Raw genomic sequence first — 23,952 nt, forward strand, 5'->3', positions numbered from 1 at the left:
TCCTTTTGCCATGACCTGGCGAAAACGCCATGCGAACGGCCTGAGCGGCGCCGACCCGATGCCATGCAGTCCAACCGCCAAACGGACTGCATGGCGGCCGATTTACATTTTCCCGAGATTTTTGCACTGCGCCACGCACGCCTTAATGCCTTCCGTCAGGCATTCGTCAAAACCCAGCGCTTCCATTTTGGTGATTGCGGCCAGAGTTGCGGCGCCTGGCAAAAGAAGTTTTTTTTCCAGTTCTTTCGGGGTTTCGTCCGCAGTTAACAGCATTTCCGCGCTGCCTTTCATCGTTTGCGCGAACAGCCGCAACGCCGCCTTGTACTCAAGACCCATCGCAACGGCTTCTTTCACCACCACATCCGCCATATGGTAAAAGTAAGCCGGCGCCGCGCCGGCGAAAGGCACCACGTCATCCATCGAAGTTTCCGGAATTTCCACGACAATTCCGCTGTGCGTCAGGAAACGGTGGACCTCGTTGTACTCCTCGTCGGAAACGCTCTCGGCCCGGGCAACGGAATAAGCGCCCATCCCCACCTGTGCGGGCAGCGTCGGCACACACTGAACCACCCTGGCGTTTTTCCCCAGGTTATCGTAAAACCATTGATTGCTTATGCCTGCGGGAAGGGAAATAAAGATGTTGTTATCAGAAAAAACGCTTTTAATCTGAGGAATAATGGAGCGGACAATCTGAGGAAGCACCGCAACGACGACAATCCTGCTATTTTTCACCAGTTCCTCGATAGAGGGGTAAACAACGTAGCCTTTCGCCGCATACTCTTCACGCACCGCGGGGGAGATGTCATAGACGCCGATCTCCTTCCTGTCATATCCCTTGCTGATATCCACGCCGGATAAAATCGCCCTGATGATATTACCGCCACCGATACATCCAATGCTTGTGCTCATAGTTACAAATCCTCTTTATCGTGTTGTTATCTGTTGCGTATCACTGAACTGCCGGTATTCTCGGCTTTACGGGGAGTATGCAGACTGGAAGCCTCCGTCAGGCTCATATCTTTTGTTTCCGGCGCCATGATGATGGAAACCACCAATCCGGCCAACGTTAATCCCGCACAGATATACAATGTGGCCTCCAGTCCGAAACGGGATAAGATAATCGGCGTAAAAAAAGTGGCAATCGCCGCGATAATGCGGGTAATTGACGTCATGACGCCCACTGCCGTCGCCCGGATATGCGTGGGGAAAAGCTCGTTCGGATAAACAAATTGGTGGGAGCCGCCGGCGGTGTTGCTGGCGCCGAACAGGACAAATAACGCTAAAACCAGAATAAACGGCAGATTCATATCGGCGGTAAACGCTAATATAAATAATGCAATAAAGCATATAAAAAACGATATCAGCAGCGTAGGCCGTCTGCCTGATTTATCCATGAAAAAGAAAATGAAAATTAATCCGATGAGATAAAGAGAGTTGATAATCGCCGATCCCAGATATTGCCTATTCCCGTCGGCGAAACCGAACTGTTCCATAATTGTGGGAAGGTAGGTTCCCAGGGCAAAGACCGGTATAATTTGCATGGTCCAGAAAAACGCCACGAAAAAGAGCCATTTTCCATAGCCGCTGTTGAAAAGCTCATGAAAGGATGCTTTCCCCTCCGGTTCGGGTTCGCTCTCCCGGGACAGGACGATATTATCGCCAATCTTTTTGAGTATTGCCGCAACTTCGTTGCCCCGGCCTTTGCCGATCAGCCAACGGGGGGATTCCGGCATATTACGTATGCTGATAAGCCATAGAAAACACGGGACCGCGCCGCTGACGACCATCCATTTCCAACTGTCGTCGCCAAAATTCAGCAAAAGATAGCAGACCACATTGGAGGCCGCGTAGCCGATAAACCAGAGCGCGTTGAGAATGCCGAGCATTGCGCCCCGGTTCTTTTGCGGAGAGAACTCCGCGATATACGGGCCGGAAATGGTGAATGTCGCGCCCAAACCAACGCCTAGAAGCATCCGCAGAAGAAAAACAACCAGCGGATCCGTTATGAAATATTGCAAGACGCTCACGATGCCGAGAAAGAGAAAATCCAGAATATACATTTTCTTGCGACCCAGCAGGTCGGTTGCGTAGCCCCCAAACAAGCTGCCGAACATCATCCCCAGCAGCGTTCCCATGCCAATAAGTCCGGACAGAGCCGGAGACATCGGTATCCGGGTATTCATGACCGAAAGCGATATCGCAACCGTTCCAAGCACGTAGCCCGCGACAAACGGACACCCGGCGCAGTAAGCCACCAGTTTTAAATGATATTTATTAAACGGTGCTTCATCTATTGTTATTTTATTTATTGTTATTTCATTGGCGCTCATATTTCACCTTCACTGGATATTTATATTACCTGTTCGATGTATTTCCGGAGAATCGCTCGATAGCGCGACATCTGCTCCGGGGAGGGTGACATGACATCGGCTAGCGGGTATTCCCGGCCCAGTCTTTTATATGTTTCGGTGCCTAAACGGTGGTAGGGAAGCAACTGCACCTGATGAAGATGGCGCAGCGTTGAACAAAACGCCCCAATGCTTTCCAGCTCTTGCTGCGCATCATTAATTCCCGGAATAACGGGAATTCGGATAATCAACCGAGGCGCTTTTTCCAGCTCATTGGTGTTCAATAAATTTTCAAGGATGAGTCTGTTATCGCGGCCGGCATATTTACCGTGCAACTCTGCGTTGAAAAATTTAATATCCACAAACGCGGTATTCACATAGGGGAGAATGGAATTGACAACCTTCCACGGCGCAAAGAAGGAGGTTTCAATCGCCACATCAAAGCATTCGTTCCAGATTGCTTTTAACAAGGCCAGGGTAAATTTCGGCTGAGCCAAAATTTCACCGCCGGATAATGTTACGCCCCCGCCCGAGACAAAATAGCAGCAGGAATCCTTCCTGATTATTTTCATGACTTCTTCGACGGTCATGACCTCGCCATAGGTTTTATCCTCGGCGCGCTCGACTTCAAAAGACTGACTTTCAGGAGTAGAGCACCATAGACAGCGCAGCGGGCATCCCTTTAAAAAAATAACGGTGCGAAAACCTTCGCCGTCATAAACGGAACCGTGTTCAACCCGCAACACCATGCCGCGGGTTTCGCTTTGTTTCATTTCGGCCTTCGGGTCGTACTGCTCGCACATGGTCGCTTTTACCTTTCCATCAGCAATTATTTTGTCAAAACGACTGACCGACGAGCCATCACCCGCCTGAATTACGGCAGCAAAAGAAATAAATTTTTGCTTATTCGGTCGTCATGGCTCGCCGCCGCCTCAACTCAATAAACAGGCGGTTGTCTTTTGCCCCACGTCGCAGAATCTAGGCCGCCCATTCGCAGATGGAAGTACGGCCGATGATTTCGTCCTGTACCTCTTTGCCAAGCTCCGAGAAAAACGCGGTGTAACCGGCAACGCGAATAAGCAGACCTCTGTGCCGCTCAGGATGTTGTTGCGCGTCGATAAGCACATTGCGATCCACCACGTTGAACTGCACGTGATAAACATCCAGCGCGCACAGCGTCTTGAGCAGGTTCATCATATGGGCGATGCCTTGCCGCCCCTCAAGGATGGACGGCTCAAGTTTCATATTGAGCTGGGTACCCTGGGTATAGCGGGCATGCGGGATGTGGCTGACCGATTTGAGCAAAGCGGTCGGGCCGTTCATGTCGGTGCCGCCGGTGGCGCCGATGCCATCGGTCAACGGCGTCCACGCTTTACGGCCTGAAGGCAGCGCGCCGACCCATTTGCCGATAGGCGTGTTGCCGGAAACCGGCAGCATACCGGTGGTCATTTTACCGAATTTCGTGTTGTATTTTTCAAACTGATCAACAACATAGGTAAACAGTTCGCCGACGATCCAGTCCGCGCGCTCGTCATCGTTGCCGTATTTGGGCGCCTCCAGACACTGCTTCTGGATGTGCTCATAACCGTCGAAGTTTGCGTCCAGCGCCTTGCACAGACTGTCCATGGAGACTTTTTTCTCGTCAAAGACCAGATGGCGGACAGCGGCCAGGGAGTTGATGATATCCGCCTGACCAACGGTGATCACCCCGCCGCCGCAATTGTATTTTGCGCCCCCCATGCTGTAGTCGGTGCCGGATTCGATGCAATCCGGAAAACCGAGAGACAGACAAGGCACCGGACGACAGTTCATGCTCAGATAATCCAGCAACTGATTGCCCGACACGATGACGTCGACAAAATAGCGGATGTGGGTTTTGACGGCGGCAAAGAAATCATCGAAGGTTTTAAAGTCGCGCGGATCGCCGGTGGAAATGGATACCCTTTGCCCCGTCTTGCGGCTGACGCCGTCGTTCAACGCCATATCGATAATGCCGCCCATATTGACGTCGGCCATATCGGTGTACTGCTTCATGCGGCCGGACAGGTTGGTTTCGACGCAGCCGCAGGGATTCCAGTCCCAGGCTTCGCTCAGCGGCACGCCTTTGTTGAGCATCATGCGGATACCGGCGTCGTCATGGTAAATCGCCGGCATGGTGAGCCCCAATTTGTTGGCTTCGCAGGCCTTTTGCAAAAAGGCGTCGGGGTTTTTGGCCATACTGTAGCGCACGGTCATGTTCGGCTCTTTGAGCCTGACATCCATGGTCGCCTGGATAACCATATAGGAGAGATCGTTGACGGCGTCGTTGCCGTACCGATCGATGCCGCCCGCCGTCACCTGCACCGTAATGCAGTAACCGGCGGCGAACTGGGCGGTGACCTCATCCTGGAACAAACTGAGTTCGGCGATCTTGATCCACAGGCAATCCAGCAGTTCCTGCGCTTCATCTTTGGTGATGACGCCGTTTTCGATATCAGCTTTATAGAAGGGATACAGGTACTGATCGATGCGGCCGAGGTTGTAGGATGAGGCATTCTGTTCCATGTAGATGGCGTATTCGTAGAACAGCACGCTCTGTAAGGCTTCATGGTAGGAAGTGGCGGGATGCTCGGGAACACGACGGCACACGGCGGCGATCTTTTCCAACTCGGCCTTACGCACGGGGTCAGCGCATTTTGCCGCCTTTTCTTCCGCCAAATCCGCATGCCGGTTGGCCAGCGTAATGATGCCGTCGCAAACCAGCAGTTCCGATTGCAGGAAATGCATTTTTTCCAGGTCGCCGACATGGGCGTCATCCAGCTTCGCCAAAGCGTCTTGCGCTTTTTTGCGGATGCCGGCGATGCCGACGGACAGCAGATAATCCCAGGCGGGCGTCGTTTCGCCGTATCCGCGCACCGCCTTGCGGTCGATATAGATCATGCCGTTGTCGCGCAGCGTCTCCATATCCTTCGGCGCCATGGCCCGCCAGCGGTCCAGCATGCATTTATTCTTCCAGTAATCGGAAACTTCTTCTTTAAATACCTTTTTGCCCTCTTCACTCAGGAAGAAAGGATCGAATTTACGCGTACTGATGGTATCCAGTTCACGATCCAGAATGGAACAGGAACTGTCCGCGCATAAAATGCCGCAACGCGGTTTAAATCCCGCACCGCCTACCAGCAGTTCATTGTCCAGAATATAGATATTTTTATTGCGGCACTGATGCCGGAAACCGGTGGCCTTTTGGATAATCCAGGGCTGTCCCTCAGTCTCTTTAAACGCTTCCGTTAAATATTTGGCGTTATAAACATCCATATCCACCCGCGTATTCAAATATTGCTCTCTCAAAGCATCGATACGATTCATATATTTCGCAGACATAAAAACCTCCATTTATTTCTGATCGTTTTTGACGATTATCTGTTGCGCACGCCTACTTTCAGCGTATTACGCAGGTAGTCGATGCTTTGCTTACAGGCTTCGATTTCTTTCTGCCGGGCCACTTCAATCGTGTCGTCGCCGATCTCATATTCAACTTCAAAGGTAATGCGATCCAACGGAGCCTTTTCCCGCAAAGTGCGCAAAACTTTTTTGCAGTCGATATCTCCCTGACCGATAGGCGCGCCGATGGAGTGTATGCCGTCCGGGTCGACAACCAGTTTGATATCGCAGAAATGGCAGCAGTTTGCGTAAGGCGCCATCTTCTCAACGCAAGCCTCCGGCCCTTCAAGAACATTCATTGAGTTCATGGTATCGAGACACGCCCCGACCTTTGGATGATTCAACTGTCTGACCAGCCAGATGACTTCGTCCGCGTAAGCGTCGCAATGATTTTCAATCGAAAGGCTCAATCCCAGCTCGTCCAGCAGATGAAGGCTGGCTTTGAATTCGTCGTAGCGATCGCTCAGTTGGCGCATGACATCGGGGTGAAAACAGGAACCGTACAGCGGGCGCGGGCGCTCAATATCCAGACTGAACTTGACCAGGTCGGCCCCCATGGCCTTACCGTTTATCAGCGCATCCTTAACGGTTGAGTTGACCCGAGGGTCGCATGGCGCATTAAAAGAGACGTTGTACTCCAGATAAAGGCCGTGCGCTTCGGCGGCGGCTTTTACTTCCGCCAGACGCGCGGCATCCAGCGTCTCCAGATCCACATTGGTGATATGCAGCCCGTCCAGTCCCCAATCCACAGCCAAATCCATCAACTGTAGCAAGTTGATCGTTTTCTCAAATGCATGGACATCCTGAAATCCCCAGCTCTCGCCCAGACCGCTGAGGTGAAGTGTATAGGTGTGCATGCCGAGCTTGATTTGACGTTCAGGCGTGATCATTTTTTCCTCTCTTAATTATAATTAGACGTTTTATAAAATAGGTTTAAACAATACCGCGACACATTAACTTTGCAGGTCGGATTCCGGATAATAAAAAATCGGCCTGTAAAATACAGGTAATATGTTTCAGTAACTTGTACATATAACGATATTAATAACTTTTCATTACTGGTTTATATAACGACATAAATCATTTCTCATTACCGCTTCATGTAATTAAACAAATCAATTCGCGTTACAGGTTTATATAACGTCAGACGCAAAATATTCATTGAACTCATAACGCGTTTATTTACCTGACGTTATATCTCTGACGGAGATGAAGTTTAATTTCAGCGTCTGCTTGTTACCAAGCGGTATATATATTAATAAACCAGACATCATCATAATAATGAGACACGGATAATATTTTTTACTTTATTTTAAAAATAAAGGAATAATCATATCGAAGTGAATGATATGAGTTAAAAATAGATTATTTGTTAAATTTGAAGGTAAAGAAGTAACGGCGGAAAACTACCGGTGAATAACCATATCGCCAAGCGCTGGTCATCGATGCGATACGAAACGGAGACCGTTACCAGGTGCGATCGCCTGAGAGCGAGAGACGAGTCAGGCAGCGACGCTGGCGTCAATCCCGACCGGCGGAACAAAAAGCCGGTTCCATACACACAGATGATCCATGTCCAGATGAAAGGTCACCGCCATGCGAATCCCCTCAGTAACTTCCGTTTATACGCAACATTCATCCTTTTATGCAGAAAGCGCCGGAGAGTCTTCCTCGCGGGCTGCCAGAATGGTTTATCCCGCAGTGCCAAATACCGCTGAAAGCTATAATCCTCGCGCGGTAAAAGGCCAGATGAACGACTATTTGCAGAAACTGGAAAGCAGCAGAAATAGCGCCATTCAGCCTGATGTCAAAAAAGAGGAAATGCGGCTACAGAGCTATTTGATCAGGGCGCAAAACGACAAACACCATTTGCAAATCGGTTTGATCAACATTTCTGAAAATAACGGCCATGAGTTGAAATATGCGCTAAGACATATGGAAAACGGCACCCGTTGGCGGACGATCGTGAATATCGCCAACGATGATGAACCTGACGAAACGCCCCATAGCGTGGCGCTGGAAGCGGAGAAAAGAGACGGGAAAATTTCGCTGGTGGCGGTGGATGCCCGGCTTTCAGCGTTTACCGATACGGATATCGCCGGCCACCTTACCGGTGATAATGCCGCGCTGACGGTACTGTACACCGGCGCGCAGAAAACGCTGTCCGGCTGTAAAATTTTTGCGCTGCACGATGCCAAAGCGATGGCGGATAATGAACGCGCCATTGAACGCGTGCATCAACAAAATTATCAAAGAATAGATGAAGATGATGAATATGACGCCGATGATGCGGACAGTCTGGCCAAACGGGAATTCGATCATGTCCTGCCGGCGGACTTTTACCGGCTGACGACATCACGCGGGGTTTTTAACGCCTTGCCTGCGTCAATACGCGATGCGTTAAGCGACGACTTTCGCCGCAACCTGAATACCCGCACGACGTATGAAAATGACGGCACCGCTGAAGAGGTGACTTACAACACCGCCATCGAAGATCAGCGGATAGCGTTTGCCAGAGATGCATTGGCGTGGCTGGCGCGCCGATGATGCGTCAAAACGGGACGGCGGCAAAAAGCAAATCGCTCAAGCCGGCGGCATCGCCGCGGCAACTTAGCTAAACTTCGCCGCCGGGCTGCGCCGCAAGCGCGTCGAACCGCTGCCGCGCCAGACGGATCTCCTCATGGCGTTCGTCCGCCCAGGCGATCAATACATCCAGCGGATCGAGCAGCGAGCGTCCCAACTCGGATAAGCGATACTCGACGCTCGGCGGTTTGGTGGCGAAAACGTGGCGGGTAATCAAGCCGTCCCGTTCCAGATCGCGCAATGTCTGGGTCAGCATTCGCTTAGAAATATCGGGCACCAGCCGCCGCAGATTGTTGAAACGCCGCGGCCCCGCGGCCAGCGCCACGATCAGCAGCGTGCTCCACTTGTCGCCGATGCGGTCCAGCACGTCGCGCACCGGACACTCCACTTTATGTTCGCCCCATGACTCCAGCGCCTGAAAAGCCTCGGCTATCTTCGAGCGCTGCGCCGCACTAGGTTCCTTTTTTGTTACCTGGTCTGTCAAACCTGCCTCCTTTACAGTCCCATATCAGGTCTCTAAAGTAGACCTGGACCTAATAATACACCTCAAAAAGGAAAAGCCAATGCCCTCATTGACGTCACCTACCCTGCTGGTCACCGGCGCAAGCGGCCGCCTGGGACGCCGCGTGGTTGAATACCTGCTGGACGGCGGCGCAGCGAACGTCGTCGCCGCGACCCGCAACCCCGACGGCCTCGCCGACCTGGCGGCACGCGGCGCCGAAGCGCGTAAGGCGGACTTCGACGATCCGGCCACGCTGCAATCGGCCTTTAGCGGCGTCGATCGCCTGCTTATCGTGTCGGCGCCGGATACACCGGACGATCCGTCCCGCCGCCTGCGCCAGCATCTGGCCGCGGTGGATGCCGCGCTCAAAGCCGGGGTGCGGCACATCGTCTACACCTCGATGCTGAATCCCGAGCCCGGATCGCCGATTCCTTTTGCGCCCGATCATTACGGCACCGAGCAGGCCATCGAGAAAAGCGGCATTCCGTTCACCATCCTGCGCCCCAGTTGGTATGCCGACAGCGTATTCCTGTGGCTGCCGCCGGTGCTGGCCGCCGGACAGTGGTACTCGGCCGCCGGCGACGGGCGAACCGCCCACGTCTGGCGCGACGATCTGGCGAAAACCGCCGCTGCGGCGCTGGTTTCCTCGACGCAGGAAAGCCGCCGCCTTGCGGTCACCGGGCCGCAGGCGCTGACGCCGGCGGAAATCGTCGACATCGTTAACCGCGTATTCGATACCCGCGTTGAGCTTATTGCCGTCAGCGACGCGGATTTGCGTAATGGACTGACGGCGGCCAAATTGCCTGCGGGGCTGGTCGAATTGCTGACGGCGATCGATATCAATACGCGCCAGGGAGGCGTCGATGTGGTCGGCGATGCCGTGCAACGACTGACCGGCGAGCCGCCGCGCAGCCTGTATGACTTCCTGGTCGACAACCGCGATGCCCTGCTGGCGGCCAGAGACGCGCTTGATCCCTGAGTACGGCGGGTACGGGCGCCGATTCCGCCAGCTTGCTTGTCCGGCCCAAGTCGGTTTCGCCGACGCGGCCGCGTTCCACTGATGTTTGCGTTCTTTCTTAACCTTTCAAGGGAGCTTTACATATGTCGAAATCCGATTTCAGCACGCTGTTTTCACCTTATCGCCTCGGCGATCTGACCCTTAAGAACCGGCTGGTCATGGCGCCGATGACGCGCAGCCGCGCCGTGCGGAATAACGTTCCCAACCCGCTGGCGGCGACCTACTACGCCCAGCGCGCCACCGCCGGGCTGATCGTCTCCGAAGCCACGCAGATAAGCCCGCAGGGCGTCGGCTATATCCGCACGCCGGGCATTCACTCCCCCGAACAGGTCGCCGGCTGGCGGCGCGTAACCGACGCGGTACACGATGCGGGCGGCCTGATCTTCGCCCAGCTATGGCATGTGGGCCGCGTCTCCCATCCCGATTTCCACGACGGCGAACTTCCCGTCGCGCCCTCCGCGCTGCTGGCCGAGGGCGAAGTCTTTACGCCCAACGGCAAGACGCCGATGGTGACGCCGCGGGCGCTGGAAACCGAGGAGATCCCCGCCATTGTCGAACAGTATCGCCAGGCGGCGGTCAACGCCAAAAACGCCGGTTTCGACGGCGTGGAGATCCATGGCGCGACCGGCTATCTGCTCGACCAGTTCCTGCGCGACGGTTCGAATATCCGCACCGACCGTTATGGCGGCAGCATCGAGAACCGCGCCCGCTTCCCGCTGGAAGTCGCCGCCGCCGCCGTCGAGGTGTTCGGCGCGCAGCGCGTGGGCTACAAGATTACGCCTAACCTGCCGCTGCACTCCATGTCGGACAGCAATCCGGCGGCGACCTTCGGCTATCTCGCCGGCCGGTTGAGCGCGCTGGGCATCGCCTATCTGCACGTCAGCGAAGCGATCGCCGGCCCGGCGGCGGCACCGGCCTCCGCCGAACGGATCACTCCGCTCCTGCGTAAAGCCTTTGACGGCACGCTGATCGTCAACGGCGGCTACGATGCCGCATCCGGCGAGAACGCGCTGGCGGCGGGAGAAGCCGAACTGGTGGCCTACGGCGTGCCTTTCCTGACCAACCCGGATCTGGCGGAAAGATTCCGCCGCCGCGCCCCGCTCAATACGCCCGACTATGCGACGTTCTACGCCGCGGAAAAAGACGAAAACGGCTATATTGACTATCCGACGCTGGCGAAAACGGAGGAATAACGATGGCCCAGACTATCAGCGTGGAAATCTGGTCGGATCTTATCTGTCCCTGGTGCTGGATCGGCAAACGCCGCTTCGAGCGCGCGCTGGCCGATTTCCCTCAGCGCGAGCGCGTCAAGGTGGTACAGCGCGCGTTTCGACTGATGCCCGGCCTCGCGCCGCAACGCGCGCAGAACGTGCTTATCCAGCGGCTTGGCTCCGCCGAGCGGGTTGCCGCCATGCTGGCGCACGTGGAGAATGAAGCGGCCGGCGAAAACCTGGAGTACCGCCTCGCCGCGTCGTTTGTCGGCGATACGCGCGATATCCATCGTTTGGTAAAGTTCGCCGCGGAAAAAGGGTTGCAGGATCAGGCCGTCGAGCGGTTCTATCGGGCCGGTTTCACCGAGAACGCCGCGTTGTTCGAACGTCAGACCCAGCTACGGTTGATGGCCGATATCGGCCTCGATCGGGACGCCTGCGCGGCGGTGCTTGACGCAGACGCCTATGCGTCCGCCGTCGATGAAGACCTGCGCGCCGCACAAGCCCGCGGCGGCGGCGGCGGCGGCGTGCCGTTCTTCCTGATCGATGGTCGGCAGGCAATCTCCGGCGCGCAGTCGGCCCCGACGTTTCTTGCCGCGCTGGAGCAGGCATGGCAGGTTCAACCTTCCCAGCGCGAGCAGGGATCGACGGGCGCGGTCTGCGGCCCCGACGGCTGCCGTTGAAAAGCGGAAACTAATCGCTGCCCGGCGCGCCGGCGCGCAGTCCGTCCATCACCAGATCCATCAGCCGGGTGAGACGACGTTGCCAGTCCTCGCCGGCATCGATCTGCCAGATGCCGGCGATGGCCAGAAAGAAGTCGTCCACGGTCACGCCCGGTCGGATGGCGCCGGCTGCCTGGTTGGCGTCGAGCAAACGCTGGGCCGCGGCGGCCACTGGCGCATATCCCGCTGTGCCCGGGCAGTCGCGGGCGTGCGCCACCTGACGGATGGCGTCGGCCAGACCGGCCTTGGTCATGGCATAGCGGGCCAGACGATCCATCCATGCCCGCAGGGCGCGGTCCGGCGGATTGCTCTCAAGCAGGCGGTCGGCGAAGTCGGCGACCTGCTCCATTTCATAACGGTAGACTTCCATCACCAGCGCTTCCCGGTTGGGAAAATTACGGTAGAACGTCGCTTGCCCGACCCCCGCCTTTCGAGCGATGGCGCTTAAGGGGACGTCCGCCGAACGCGTCAGTTCGGCCACCGCCACCTCCAGGATGCGTTGGCGATTCTGTAATGCGTCTGAACGCAACGGTGTATCCGTCTGCTGCGACACGTTTTTTCTCTCCGCAAAGGATATCTTGTCAAGCGGACAGCTGTCCGCTATGCTGATTCATGGGAAACGGACACCTGTCCGTTTTAACTATACAGGCAATTATAGGGAATATTCGATGAAAACGACAGGCAACACGATTCTCATCACCGGCGGCACCTCGGGCATCGGGCTTGGGCTGGCATTGCGCTTTCATCAGGCCGGCAACAAAGTTATCGTCGCCGGGCGACGTAAAAAGCTGCTCGACCAGATCGTCGCCGCGTATCCGGGCATTGCAGCGATCGAGCTTGACGTGACCGACCCCGCATCAGTCAATCGCGCACGCGAAACGGCGGCGGCCCGCTACCCTGAACTGAACGTGTTAGTCAATAATGCCGGTATCATGCTGGGGGAAGACCTGCGCAATCCGGACGATCTAAAAATCGCCGAAGAGACCGTCGCCATCAACCTGCTCGGCGCCATCCGTATGACGTATGCCTTTTTGCCGCAGTTGGTAAGTAAAGACGACGCCGCGATCCTCAACGTCACCTCCGCGCTGGCGTTCGTCCCGCTACCGGCCGTTCCCACCTATAACGCCACCAAGGCGGCGCTGCACTCGTTCAGCGAAAGTCTGCGCGTTCAGCTTGCCGACACCACGGTCAGCGTGATAGAGATCGCGCCGCCGGGCGTGCGCACCACGCTGTTCGGTCAGCAGAACAACGAACGCTCCATGCCGCTGGACGATTTCCTTACCGAAACCCTGGATCTGCTGTATCGCGATCCGGAACCGCGAGAAGTCATTGTGGAATCAGCCAGATTCCTGCGTGACGCCGAAGCCAACGGCAGCTACGACGAGGTTCTGAACCTGCTTTCCGCGGTCAAAGCGCCGGACAAGGAATGATGGCGATCGCCCGCAGCTAGAACTTCCAGGCGTAGGCGATGCCGAGAATATCCTGGCTCATCTTCACGTTGGCTTCGCCGCCGCCAAAGGCCGCCGGAATGGAGCCGTTGCCGTTGACGGTCTCCCTGAAGCCGTGGGTATAGGCCAGGCTCAACTCCCCGTCAGGCGAAGGCGCCCACGTCAGGCCGACGCTCAGGTGGTTGCGAATCACCCCCGGGGCAAGCACATTGAGGAAGGTCTGGCTCTTTTGCACCGGCTGGTCGGCATGGCTGAAGCCGCCGCGCAGCGTCAGTTGCGGACTCAGCGCATAGCTGACGGCCAATTTATACACCGTCACGTCCTGCCAGCCGAAACCGGGGCCGTTCTTCGAGCCGAAATTATCGCCCGCGAATACCGACTGCACATCGAACGCATTGGCGATGGAGCGCACGCTGCCGTATTTGATCTCCTGCACGTCGGCGGACACCGTCAGCGCCGGCGTCACCTTGTACGCCAGCCCCACGCCGTAGTTTTCCGGAATATCGAAACTGCCGCCGTCGGCAAACAGCCCGGCATAACGGTCGAACTCTTCGGCCTTGATCTTCGACGCCCAGGTCAGACCCAGCGTCAGGTCGTCGGTCAACCGGCCCTGCCAACCCAGACGCAGCCCCCAGCCGGTCGAGGTGTCGTTGCCGCGATCGTTGAAATTGCCGGAATCGCTGGAAAAACCGGAAAACGCGTTCAATCCCTTGGCGGAGAAGCGCTGATAGACGAAATTCAGACCGACGCCGAAAGACTGCCGTTCGGTAAACTTGTAGGCCAGCGACGGGGTGATAAACAGCTGGCTCAGATTGACGCCCGCGCTGCCGTTGCCGCCAAAGGCGGCGTAGGGGTTTTCTTTATAGTCGGTATTCATGCCGCCGTTGCCGTACACGGCGACGCCGACGCCCAGGCGATCGTTCAGTTGCCGGCTATAGCCGACCTCCGGCAGCAGAAAATACTTCCGCTCGCTGCCGTCGTACCGGCCGTTGGCGCCCGCCGCATTCCCTTCGATCTCAGCGCTGCGATCCGGCGCGAACAACGTTGCCCCGATATCCAGACGATCGCCGATCCACACCGTGCCGGCCGGATTATTGGCCGCCGCCAGGGCATCCTGCGGCTGGGCGATGCTGACCCCCGCCTGTCCCTGAGCCTTGATGCCGTAGCCGTGCATGAAATAGCCATTGGTCGCGCCGGCCTGAGTGCTGACGACGCCGCTCAGCACCGCCAGCGAAACCAGTCGTATTTTAGATTTCACTCTAATTTCTCCCTGACGATATCGCCGGATCAGGCGGCTCTCTGGCGTCAACTATTAAACCAAATGCATAATGTTGAATAATAATATTGAATACTATTTGTATAGCGAAAAGGAATAATCACCCCGAATAGTGCTCACCCCCGCCGACGGCGCCTGCGCCAAAAATAGCCGCCCCGCCCGCTGCCGTAATCAGCGAAAAAACCAAATAATACAAAAGGGGCAATGAATGCTATCCGCAACTACATCGCCTGTTATTTTTTTGCCGGGAGTGAACACCTTGAAAAAAATTATGGTATGGTACGTTACCGTACCGTAACAGATGTAAGGGTTCTGTTTGATTATGATGGATATTGAAACAACACGTCCTGGTTCGCCAGGCAAAACACTTCGACCCAAAGGCGCGGAACGACTCAAAAACCTCACCGATTCAGCAACCGAACTTTTTCTTGCACAGGGATATGAAGCGGCTTCCATGGACAGACTCATCCAGCAGGCCGGCGGATCGCGACGCAATATTTATGAGCATTTCGGCGGGAAAGAGGGACTGTTTACCGCGGTTATCACGGAAGAATGCAAGAAGCTGGCCGCCCCGCTGGAGTCGCTGGCGCTGTCTGATAGCGCTATCAGGCCAACCCTGGAGAAATTCGGCAAGGAACTGCTTCATATTATTAAACAGCCCCGCACGCTCGAATTACACCGCCTCATGATTGCCGAAGGTAAACGCTTTCCGCATCTGTCGCGCGCGATCTGGCTCGCCGGTCATCAGAATGCCAAGTCGATACTTGAGACATGGATTCAGCGCCAACAGGATCAAGGCAAATTAAGGGAGAGCCTGAACGCCTCTGCGCTGTCATATGCGTTCATTCATATGGTGACCGCGGAAACACAGATGCAGATGCTGACCGGCGGACAGGAAACAACCGAGGAACAGGACGATAATACGATCGCCATGAGCATTACGCTCTTTCTGGCTGCAACAAGTAAGGATATAGACAATGAGTAAGATTAGCGCAAAGCAGTGGCTTGCTTATGCATTAGTCGCGTTTTTCGTGGTCGGCGGCATCGGCAACATCATCGCGCCGCAACCTATTGCGGATGATTACGCCAGGTGGGGCTATCCCCATTGGTTTCACTATGTGACGGGCTGTTTCGAGTTGATCGCGGCTTTTCTGATTGCAAGAAAAACCAGTCGGCTGGCAGGCAGCGTAATCGCCATCGGCATCATGTCTTCAGCCGTCGCCACCGTGATTTACCACGGAGAATACACGCATGCGATCGCCCCGTGCGTCGTTCTCATCTTATTGCTTCTCTCCGTTTATCTTCACAGGAAGTGACGGATCTACGCATCATCAGCATGTACTAACTGTTTGCCACACAATTATCAGATGGAGATATCATGAGTAATAGTCAGCCGATTGCGCTCGTTAGCGGCGCGACCAGAGGTATTGGCAAAGCAATAGCGCAGGGACTGGCTCAACAGGGAGTCAAAGTCCTGTTGGGCGCACGGAACTTGCAGGCGGGACGCGAGGTTGCCGAGCGCATCGCTACGCAGCATGTATCGGTAGAAGCCGTCGAATTGGACACCACCGATCAGACGACCATCGATAATCTGGCCGCGCTGATTCGGCAGAAATATGGCCGTCTGGATATTCTTGTCAACAACGCGGGCATCAGTATGGATTTCTCCCCTGAGCCCCCCATCCGGGAGAAATTGTCGCGCACCTTCGAAACCAACGTGGTAGGCACCGCCGCATTGACGGACGCGATGATCCCGTTGCTGGAGAAGTCTGAGCGGGCGCGCATCGTCAACGTTTCTTCGATTCTGGCCTCTTTCACCAAACGCACTCAGCCCGACTGGATTTATGCCGACGTTTACATGCCGACCTATCAGGCATCCAAAGCGGCGCTGAATTCCCTGACCCTCAGCTATGCCAGACAGCTGGCCGATCGCAATATCAAGGTAAACGCGATCTGTCCGGGTTTGACCGCGACCGACGCAACCAATCATTACGGCGACAGAACGCCTGAGATGGCGGCGCAAGTGGCGATCAGGTTTGCATTGCTGGACGATAGCGGGCCGACGGGTTCCTTCGCCAATGACGAAGGCGCGCTGGAATGGTAATTAAGTCGCCGGGAAACCGGCGCTTTAGCGGTGCATACCGCACCGCTAAAGCGGAAAAAGCTTCGCTGCGATAAAGTCAACGAATACCCGAATCTTGGGCGACAAATGACGGCCCGACGGCCAAAGCACATGGAAAACCATCTCCTGCCGGTTGTAGTCGTCCAATACCGTTATCAGGCTGCCCTGCCGCAGCTGCGAGCGCACCGCGATTTCCGGCACACAGGCGATGCCCAGCCCCTGCTCCGCGAAACAGACCTGCGGGTCAAGGCTATTGGTCACCATGCTGGCGGGCAGTTCGATGGCGGGCATGCCGTCCGGGCGCGGCAAGGGCCAGACATCCAGTTTGCCGGTGCTGGGAAAGCGATAGATCAGGCAGGCATGGCTTGCCAAATCTTCCGGCGTAAGCGGGATGCCCGCCTTGTCGAAGTAGGCGGGCGCCCCCACGATCGGCTTGCGGCAAGCCCCCAGACGACGCGCGGTAAGCCGGGAATCGCTGGGCGTTCCGGTGCGGACGACGGCATCAAAACCTTCCTCGATAACGTCCACCAGGCGATCTGAATAATCGATATCAAGTTCAATATCGGGATAGCGCCGCTTGAACTCCCCCAGCCGCGACATAAAAAGCGTACCGACCGAGGGCAGACTGATGCGCAGCTTGCCCTGCGGCTTTTCTTTGGTTTGCAAAAGTTCGGCTTCGGCGGATTCCACCTCGCTCAGTATGTGCCGACAGCGTTCCAGAAACAGCGCGCCTTCCGACGTCAGGCTGACGGTGCGGGTTGAACGGTGAAACAGGCGCACCCCCAACCGTTCTTCCAGCCGCGCAATGGCTTTGCTCACCGCCGACGCGGAGATGCCCAATTGCCGGCCAACCGCGGTGAAGCTGCGGGCGTCGCCGACCCGAACGAAGAGCTGGAGTGAGCCAATACTGTCCATCTAAAGCACCTTAATGCTGACATATTTGTCATAAGTGTTATTCACTGTAGCCTATTTTTCTTCGGTGCATGAATGGGCAGCATAACGAAATAGCGTTCAGCAACAGGCTGGATAGCGTCAAACCGGAGAAATGCGATTAATGAACGAAACGACGCGCGCGGATCTGCGCAACAACAGCGAACGCCTGCCGCTGGCGGGACTGCTTGCCCTGGCGATGGCGGCCTTTCTCACGCTGCTGACCGAAATTATGCCGGCGGGAATGCTCTCCTCCATCGCGCAAGGACTGGATGTCTCTGAAAGTCTGGCGGGACAGTTCATCACCGCCTACGCGGCGGGCGCGCTGGCGGCAGCCATTCCCGTGACGAAACTGACGCAAGGCATGCGGCGGCGGCCGCTGCTGTTGACGGCGATCTTCGGGTTTGCGCTGGTCAATCTGATTACCGCGATTTCCGGCAACTATACCCTCTCTCTGGTCACGCGCTTCTTTGCCGGCGTGTTCGGCGGCATCGTCTGGTCGCTGCTGGCCGGCTATGCGGTGCGCATGTCCCCGGCGCATCTCAGCGGACGAGCCATCGCTATCTCCGGCGCCGGCGCGACAATCGCACTGGTGCTGGGCGTGCCGCTCGGGGCGCTGCTGGGGCGGGCCGTCGGCTGGCAGGGCGCTTTCGGCCTGTTGAGCGCGCTGGCGCTGCTGCTCATGCTATGGGTAATCGCTATCGTGCCGGATTTCCCCGGTCAGGCCAAAGAACAGCGCCGGTCTCTCATCAGCATCTTTTTGCTGACGGGCATTCGTTCCGTGCTGTTTGTGGTGTTTTCCTTTATCGTCGCCCACAACATCTTCTACATCTATATTGAGCCTTTCCTCGCCCTTTCGGGCCTGTCGGCGCAGGTGGATATCGTGCTGTTCGTCTTCGGACTGGGCGCGATTATCGGCCTGTGGTTCGTTGGCGCGACGGTCGATCGGCGGCTGCGATCCCTCGCGGCGACAAGCATTGTCGTCTTTGCCTGCGCGGCTTTGCTGCTTGGCGTTTGGAGTCGTCTGCCGCAGATGGTCTATCCCTCCGTGCTGATCTGGGGCCTTGCCTTCGGCGGCTTCGCCACCCTCACCCAGACGGCCCTGTCCCGCTTCGCCGGCGAGTCGGTTGATGTGGCGCAATCCATGTACGTCACGGGCTGGAATATGGCCGTCGCCGCCGGCGGCGTTGCCGGAGGCATCTTGCTGCAACGGCCCGGCCCGGCGTCCTTCGCGTGGGTTGTCATCGTCATTCTCGCGGCTGCTCTGCTGGGTACGGTGTTCGCCATGAATCGGGCGTTGGCCGGCAAGCGTTGACGTCAATATCTTATATAGAAACCGAACAATTGGCTTATTTTATCCAGTCTTGCAACGTCAGCCCCGGCACGCGGGTAGCACGGTTATTCCCGTTTTTAAATATCGATACAATTCGCATGGTTATACTCCTCGCGCCAAACCAGTCCTATGAGATAAACATATGGCTTACCTCATAGAGGCGTTCAGTATAGGAATATGCTCGACATATGCACGGAGTGGCAGGTGGCACTCATAATTTCCCGGCGAGCTAAAATGAGCGCTGTAAGTAGGGTTTCCCACCAAATTGGCGCTGCCGGCCGATACGGCGGGCGGCGTCGATCAGGGCGGCGACGGCGGGCGTTTCCTCGCGCGCAAACGCATAGAAGCGCGCCGCGGGCAACGCCGGCCATTGTTCGTCCGGCCCCAATTCCCGCAGACCTTCACGTAGCTGGCTGCGGGCGATAACGGTGACGGCAAAGCCCGACAAGGCGGCCGACAGACAGCCCGCCATGCTGCCGCTCTCGAACACGATGCGCCATGCCCGTTCCGCCTTGCCCAGCGCGGCGATGGCCGACTCCCGGTAGATGCACGGCTCGGGAAACAGCGCCAGCGGCAGCGCCGCCGCGTTCTCCGGCGTCTGGTCGGCGGCGTAGGCCCAGACCAGCGGTTCCTCCCACAGCAGTTCGCCCACTCCGTCCACGCGGCTGCACTGTTTGCCGAAGACCAGATCGATGCGGCCATGTTCCTGCTGACGCAACAGATCGGCGGTGATGCCGACCTGAAGCTCAATTTCCGCCTGCGGGTGACTAACGCGAAAGCGCTGTAACGCCAGGGGCAGCCAGGCGGCGGCAAAGTCCTCCGATGCGCCGACCCGCAAGCGTCCACGCAGCGGCGCGCCGCGCAGTTTCGCCCTCGCCTCGCGTTCCAGATCCAGGATATTGCGGCCGTAGGTACACAAGGTTTCGCCGGCTAAGGTCAGTTCCAGACGGCGGGTGGTGCGCGCCAGCAGAGTCGACCCCGTCATCAGTTCCAGGCGCTTGATATGTCCGCTGACCGCCGAAGGCGTCAGCGCCAGCCGTTCGGCCGCCGCGGCAAAACTCCCGCTGTTCACCACTTCAAGGAAGGTGCGCAGCAGCGCTATATCCAGCGGCTGGCCTTCGGCGGCGGGTAAGATTTCCATGGCGGCTCCATTCAACGTAAAAAATCACTAATTAAACGATATTATTCGTCAATCGCGATGAATAATCCAGCCAGACTCAAGGGGACAGAGCAACCCACAGGAGACGACGCTATGCCAACTCAACACATCGCCACCACCTCCCGGCTCGATATTGCCTATCTGGAACTGAACCCGCACGGCGAACGGTCGGCAGTGCTGCTGCACGGCTGGCCGGATAGCCCGGCCAGTTGGAAGACGGTGGCGCCGATACTGGCCGACGCGGGCTACCGCGTGCTGGCCCCCGCGCTGCGCGGATTCGCGCCCACGCGCTTCAGGGACGCGGCGACGCCGCGCAGCGGACAATTGTCGGCGCTCGGCCGCGACCTGCTGGAGTTCATCGACGCGTTGGGGCTGACGCGCCCGCTGCTGGTGGGTCATGACTGGGGCGCGCGGGCCGCCGCCAACGCCTGCGGTCTGCGCGACGGCGTCGCTTCGCATCTGGTGATGTTGTCCGTCGGCTACGGCACCAACGATCCGAATCAGACGATCGGTCTTCAGCAAGCGCGCAACTACTGGTATCACTGGCTGATGGCCACGCCGCGCGGCGCGCGCGTGGTGCGGGAGGAACGCGAAGCCTTTGCGCGCCAGATGTGGGATACCTGGGCGCCGGCGGGCTGGTATACGGACGCCGACTTCGACGAGGCCGCGCAGGCGTTTCAGGGCGATGACTGGGCCGAGGTCGTGCTGCATTCGTATCGTCACCGCTGGGGTTTTGTCGCCGGCGATCGGGCCTACGATCAGGACGAGGCCCGCCTGAATCCGGCGCCCGTGCTGTCGGTGCCGACCCTGGTGCTGCACGGCGCGGCCGATACCTGCAACCATCCCGATAGCTCGCGCGGCCGCGAGCATTTCTTTCAGGACAGATACCAGCGGCAGGTGCTGGAAGGCATCGGCCATTTTCCGCAACGGGAAGCGCCGCAGCAGGTCGGTCGGGCTATCCTGCAATTTTGTCAGACGGGGTAAGGCGCGCCCGGCCTCTCAGTAAGCGTGCAGCAGCGCGTGACGAAACGACAGGATATGGGCTTCCACCGCGGCCTCCGCGGCGGCGGCGTCCTGCTGCGCCAGGGCGTCTATCACGGCGCGATGCTCTTCCACCACCTCCTGCCGGTGTTCTTCCCGGGAGAGCGTGCTGGCCCAAAAGCGCTGCGAACGGGCGTGCAGCACGCTGAGGATATCGCTCAGCGTGCTGTTGCCGGCGATCTGCGCCAGCATCTGATGGAATTCATGATCCAGCGTCATCATCAATATCCGGTCGCGGGCCTGACTGGCCTCGGCAATCTGCTGATTCAGATCGCGCAGTTCGGCGATATGCGCCTGCGTCACGCGCTGGCTGGCCAGCCGTATGCACAGCCGTTCATTGGTGAGGCGCACGTCGATCAGCTCCAGCGCATCGTTAATGGACAGCGGAGACACCATCACGCCCTTACGCGGGATCACCTGGAGTAACCCCTCGTTCGCCAGACGATGGATAGCCTGGTTGACCGGCGTCCGGCCCATATCCAGGTCATTCATCACCTGCGCGGTATTCAAATACTCTCCGGGCTTGTAATTCAAGGTCACCAGCGATTGTTTAAATCGCCGGTAGGCCAGTTCGTTCTGCGACAGTCCGCTCTCCTCCACCGTCGGCAATGCCTGACGCCGCTCCTCCACGCTCTTCACCCATAGCTCCTGCAACGAAAAAATCTTTAGATACATAGTACACAAAACATGGCACGAAAATCGCTTAATACCGTAATGAAAGTCGTGTGAAATTTCACAGTAATTTTAGTTGGAGCGGGGATTTTATGAAACTGGCCTTTAACTTAGCGGAAAAAAGCGGCGCGACGGCGCTGGAGGTTGATATCGATCGTCTGGTGATCGCCGGCTGGACCGGGCGCGATCGTCAGGCGGTTTTGCACCATATTCGGGAGTTGGAAGCGATCGGCGTGCCTCAGCCTAGTGCAATTCCGCTGTTCTATCGCGTGGCGGCGAATCAGCTCACGCAATCCCCGGTGGTTGAAGTGATCGGCGACGCCAGTTCCGGCGAGGCCGAACCGTTAATCTTCTCCCACGGCGGCGAACTCTATGTTTCGCTGGCGTCGGATCATACCGATCGTCGGCTGGAAGCGCACAGCGTCGCGCTGTCGAAACAGCTGTGCGTCAAGCCGGTGGCGCGGGACGCCTGGCCGCTGCGCGAAGTCATCGAGCACTGGGACAGCCTGATTCTGCGCTCGTGGATCAAGGAGGACGGCGACTTCCGTCTCTACCAGGAGGGTACGCTGGCCAGCCTGCAACCGCCGATGACGCTGCTGCAACGCTATCTGGCGACGGACGCGCCCAGCGCGGCGCAGGCTGACGGTCTGGCCATGACCTGCGGCACCATGGCGGCGATTGGCGGCATTCGCCCGGCGGCGGAGTTCCGCATGGCGCTGGTGGACGAACGACTGGGCCGCACCCTCAGCCACAGCTATCGCAGCATTGAACTGCCGGTGGTGGCGTGATGGCAAGACTCACTTTACAGCAGGCCGCCGCCGGGTTGGCGACGGGCGCGTTCACCAGCATGGATCTGACCGAGTCCGCGCTGGCGCGCATCGCCGACCCACTGGGCGAAGGGGCGCGCGCCTTTACCCGGCTATACGCCGATACGGCCAGACAACAGGCGCAGGCGGCCGACCGGCGGCGCGCGGCGGGGCGTCCGCTCTCGGCGTTGGACGGCGTGCCGGTTTCCATCAAAGACCTGTTTGATGTCGCCGGCGAGCCGACCGCCGCCGGATCCCGCGCGCTGGCGGCCGCTCCGCCCGCCTCGAATCACGCCGCCGTGGTCACGCGGCTCTTGCAGGCCGGCGCCGTGGTGGTGGGCAAGACCAATATGACCGAATTCGCCTATTCCGGTCTGGGGATCAATCCACACTACGGCACGCCGGTCAATCCGTGGGATCGCGACGCGCGGCGGATTCCGGGCGGCTCGTCTTCCGGCGCCGCGGTGGCGGTGGCGGACGGCATGTGTTTCGGCGCGGTCGGCAGCGATACCGGCGGCTCGGTGCGCATTCCGGCGGCATTCTGCGGCCTGACCGGCTATAAGCCCACCGCCCGCCGCATTGATGATACAGGACTGCTGCCGCTGTCGCCGTCGCTGGACTCCATCGGCGTTATCGCGCACGGCGTCGCCGACTGTATCGCGCTGGACGGACTAATCGCCGCGCAACCACTGACGCCGCAGGCGAGGCCGTTGGCGCAGGCGCGCTTTGGCGTGCCGCAAACGCTGGTGCTGGACGAACTAAACGACGCGGTCGCCGCGGCCTTCGAGCTGACTCTGCGGCGTCTGGCGCAGGCGGGAGCGCGCATTGAAGCCCTGCCCTGCGCGGCGTTCGCCGAACTGGCCGCCATCAACGCCGCCGGCGGCTTCACCGCGCTGGAGTCATGGCGCTGGCATCAGCCGCTGATCGCCGGCCATGCGGACGAGTACGACCCGCGGGTGCTGTCGCGTATTCGCCGCGGCGCCGCGCTGGGGGAAAACGATCGGCTGCTGCTGGCGCAGCAGCGCGCCGACTGGCAGCGGCGGGTGAACGCCGAAGTTCAAGACTACGATGCGCTGCTGATGCCCACCGTCCCCTTTATCGCCCCGACCATCGCCGAACTGGAAGCGGATGACGACGCCTATTTCCGCATCAACGGCGCGGCGCTGCGCAATCCTTCGGTAATCAATTTCCTGGACGGCTGCGCCCTTTCGCTGCCGTGTCAGCCGCCGGGCGATGCGCCGGTCGGGCTGATGGCGGCGGGATTGCCGCTGCACGACGACGCGTTGCTGGGGTGGGCGCTGTCGATTGAGCGTTGTCTTGCCGACGCCTAATTTTCCGGCGGCATCGCCGTCTTCTTTGAG

General features: G+C 58.0%; 23 protein-coding genes. 12 read left to right on the top strand and 11 right to left on the bottom strand.

What is annotated here, in order from left to right:
• Positions 1-102 precede the first annotated feature (102 nt).
• From ABRZ28_RS20385 to ABRZ28_RS20405, 5 genes are all read right to left on the bottom strand, one after another.
• The gene (locus ABRZ28_RS20385; protein WP_330521347.1) at positions 103-909 is read right to left on the bottom strand and encodes a pyrroline-5-carboxylate reductase family protein; all 807 of its coding nucleotides are present in this window, start codon (positions 907-909) and stop codon (positions 103-105) included.
• 26 nt (positions 910-935) lie between these two features.
• Positions 936-2,330 (bottom strand): MFS transporter, encoded by a 1,395-nt coding sequence (locus tag ABRZ28_RS20390; protein ID WP_330521348.1) that lies wholly within the window; start codon positions 2,328-2,330, stop codon positions 936-938.
• 20 nt (positions 2,331-2,350) lie between these two features.
• On the bottom strand, positions 2,351-3,151 hold the full coding sequence (locus ABRZ28_RS20395; protein WP_330521349.1) for a glycyl-radical enzyme activating protein: 801 nt from the start codon (positions 3,149-3,151) through the stop codon (positions 2,351-2,353).
• Positions 3,152-3,326: 175 nt separating this feature from the next.
• The gene (locus ABRZ28_RS20400) at positions 3,327-5,708 is read right to left on the bottom strand and encodes a glycyl radical protein (protein ID WP_330521350.1); all 2,382 of its coding nucleotides are present in this window, start codon (positions 5,706-5,708) and stop codon (positions 3,327-3,329) included.
• 35 nt (positions 5,709-5,743) lie between these two features.
• A complete protein-coding gene (locus tag ABRZ28_RS20405) occupies positions 5,744-6,658 on the bottom strand; it encodes a sugar phosphate isomerase/epimerase family protein (protein ID WP_330521351.1) in 915 nt (304 codons plus the stop codon).
• Positions 6,659-7,469: 811 nt separating this feature from the next.
• On the opposite strand from ABRZ28_RS20405, the gene ABRZ28_RS20410 reads away from it, so the two are divergent.
• Positions 7,470-8,315 (top strand): YopJ family acetyltransferase, encoded by an 846-nt coding sequence (locus ABRZ28_RS20410; RefSeq protein WP_319603325.1) that lies wholly within the window; start codon positions 7,470-7,472, stop codon positions 8,313-8,315.
• Between the two features lie 67 nt (positions 8,316-8,382).
• Here the strand turns inward: ABRZ28_RS20410 and ABRZ28_RS20415 are convergent, their stop codons facing one another.
• Positions 8,383-8,835, bottom strand: a complete 453-nt coding sequence (locus tag ABRZ28_RS20415; protein WP_319603326.1) for a winged helix-turn-helix transcriptional regulator — start codon at positions 8,833-8,835, stop codon at positions 8,383-8,385.
• A gap of 79 nt (positions 8,836-8,914) precedes the next feature.
• Between ABRZ28_RS20415 and ABRZ28_RS20420 the strand changes: the two genes are divergently transcribed.
• From ABRZ28_RS20420 to ABRZ28_RS20430, 3 genes are all read left to right on the top strand, one after another.
• Positions 8,915-9,832 carry an SDR family oxidoreductase gene (locus ABRZ28_RS20420; protein ID WP_330521355.1) on the top strand — a complete coding sequence of 306 codons (918 nt, stop codon included), beginning with the start codon at positions 8,915-8,917 and terminating at the stop codon, positions 9,830-9,832.
• A 122-nt stretch (positions 9,833-9,954) separates the two neighbouring features.
• Complete coding sequence (locus ABRZ28_RS20425; RefSeq protein ID WP_330521356.1) at positions 9,955-11,064, top strand: alkene reductase; 1,110 nt, start codon at positions 9,955-9,957, stop codon at positions 11,062-11,064.
• Between the two features lie 2 nt (positions 11,065-11,066).
• Complete coding sequence (locus ABRZ28_RS20430; protein ID WP_330521357.1) at positions 11,067-11,765, top strand: DsbA family oxidoreductase; 699 nt, start codon at positions 11,067-11,069, stop codon at positions 11,763-11,765.
• Positions 11,766-11,775: 10 nt separating this feature from the next.
• Here ABRZ28_RS20430 and ABRZ28_RS20435 read toward each other — a convergent pair whose 3' ends face one another.
• Positions 11,776-12,357 (bottom strand): TetR/AcrR family transcriptional regulator, encoded by a 582-nt coding sequence (locus ABRZ28_RS20435; protein ID WP_330521358.1) that lies wholly within the window; start codon positions 12,355-12,357, stop codon positions 11,776-11,778.
• A 115-nt stretch (positions 12,358-12,472) separates the two neighbouring features.
• Here ABRZ28_RS20435 and ABRZ28_RS20440 point away from each other — a divergent pair, with 115 nt between their 5' ends.
• On the top strand, positions 12,473-13,234 hold the full coding sequence (locus ABRZ28_RS20440) for an SDR family oxidoreductase (protein ID WP_330521359.1): 762 nt from the start codon (positions 12,473-12,475) through the stop codon (positions 13,232-13,234).
• A 16-nt stretch (positions 13,235-13,250) separates the two neighbouring features.
• Here the strand turns inward: ABRZ28_RS20440 and ABRZ28_RS20445 are convergent, their stop codons facing one another.
• Positions 13,251-14,510, bottom strand: a complete 1,260-nt coding sequence (locus ABRZ28_RS20445) for an OmpP1/FadL family transporter (RefSeq protein ID WP_330521360.1) — start codon at positions 14,508-14,510, stop codon at positions 13,251-13,253.
• A 340-nt stretch (positions 14,511-14,850) separates the two neighbouring features.
• On the opposite strand from ABRZ28_RS20445, the gene ABRZ28_RS20450 reads away from it, so the two are divergent.
• The 3 genes from ABRZ28_RS20450 (at position 14,851) to ABRZ28_RS20460 (ending at position 16,632) form a co-directional block, all read left to right on the top strand.
• Positions 14,851-15,513, top strand: a complete 663-nt coding sequence (locus ABRZ28_RS20450; RefSeq protein ID WP_330521361.1) for a TetR/AcrR family transcriptional regulator — start codon at positions 14,851-14,853, stop codon at positions 15,511-15,513.
• The gene (locus tag ABRZ28_RS20455) at positions 15,506-15,844 is read left to right on the top strand and encodes a DoxX family protein (protein WP_319603334.1); all 339 of its coding nucleotides are present in this window, start codon (positions 15,506-15,508) and stop codon (positions 15,842-15,844) included. The genes ABRZ28_RS20450 and ABRZ28_RS20455 overlap by 8 nt, the downstream gene beginning before the upstream one ends.
• 62 nt (positions 15,845-15,906) lie before the next feature.
• On the top strand, positions 15,907-16,632 hold the full coding sequence (locus ABRZ28_RS20460; protein WP_330521362.1) for an SDR family oxidoreductase: 726 nt from the start codon (positions 15,907-15,909) through the stop codon (positions 16,630-16,632).
• A 45-nt stretch (positions 16,633-16,677) separates the two neighbouring features.
• On the opposite strand, the gene ABRZ28_RS20465 is transcribed toward ABRZ28_RS20460, so the two are convergent.
• Positions 16,678-17,565: a LysR family transcriptional regulator gene (locus tag ABRZ28_RS20465; protein ID WP_330521363.1), complete on the bottom strand. Its 888-nt coding sequence runs from the start codon at positions 17,563-17,565 to the stop codon at positions 16,678-16,680.
• Positions 17,566-17,704: 139 nt separating this feature from the next.
• Here ABRZ28_RS20465 and ABRZ28_RS20470 point away from each other — a divergent pair, with 139 nt between their 5' ends.
• On the top strand, positions 17,705-18,895 hold the full coding sequence (locus tag ABRZ28_RS20470) for an MFS transporter (protein ID WP_330521364.1): 1,191 nt from the start codon (positions 17,705-17,707) through the stop codon (positions 18,893-18,895).
• 247 nt (positions 18,896-19,142) lie between these two features.
• Here the strand turns inward: ABRZ28_RS20470 and ABRZ28_RS20475 are convergent, their stop codons facing one another.
• Entirely contained in the window at positions 19,143-20,054 is a 912-nt protein-coding gene (locus ABRZ28_RS20475) for a LysR family transcriptional regulator (RefSeq protein ID WP_319603338.1), read from the bottom strand.
• A 111-nt stretch (positions 20,055-20,165) separates the two neighbouring features.
• Between ABRZ28_RS20475 and ABRZ28_RS20480 the strand changes: the two genes are divergently transcribed.
• On the top strand, positions 20,166-21,056 hold the full coding sequence (locus ABRZ28_RS20480) for an alpha/beta fold hydrolase (protein WP_330521365.1): 891 nt from the start codon (positions 20,166-20,168) through the stop codon (positions 21,054-21,056).
• A 15-nt stretch (positions 21,057-21,071) separates the two neighbouring features.
• Here the strand turns inward: ABRZ28_RS20480 and ABRZ28_RS20485 are convergent, their stop codons facing one another.
• Entirely contained in the window at positions 21,072-21,788 is a 717-nt protein-coding gene (locus ABRZ28_RS20485; RefSeq protein WP_442878734.1) for a GntR family transcriptional regulator, read from the bottom strand.
• An 89-nt stretch (positions 21,789-21,877) separates the two neighbouring features.
• On the opposite strand from ABRZ28_RS20485, the gene ABRZ28_RS20490 reads away from it, so the two are divergent.
• Both ABRZ28_RS20490 and ABRZ28_RS20495 read left to right on the top strand, forming a co-directional pair.
• A complete protein-coding gene (locus tag ABRZ28_RS20490; protein WP_330521366.1) occupies positions 21,878-22,573 on the top strand; it encodes a DUF2848 domain-containing protein in 696 nt (231 codons plus the stop codon).
• A complete protein-coding gene (locus ABRZ28_RS20495) occupies positions 22,573-23,922 on the top strand; it encodes an amidase (RefSeq protein WP_330521367.1) in 1,350 nt (449 codons plus the stop codon). Before ABRZ28_RS20490 ends, ABRZ28_RS20495 begins: the two co-directional genes overlap by 1 nt.
• Positions 23,923-23,952: the final 30 nt, after the last annotated feature.

The sequence above is a fragment of the Brenneria sp. g21c3 genome, from assembly GCF_040240345.1.
In the GTDB taxonomy this organism is placed as follows: domain Bacteria; phylum Pseudomonadota; class Gammaproteobacteria; order Enterobacterales; family Enterobacteriaceae; genus Brenneria.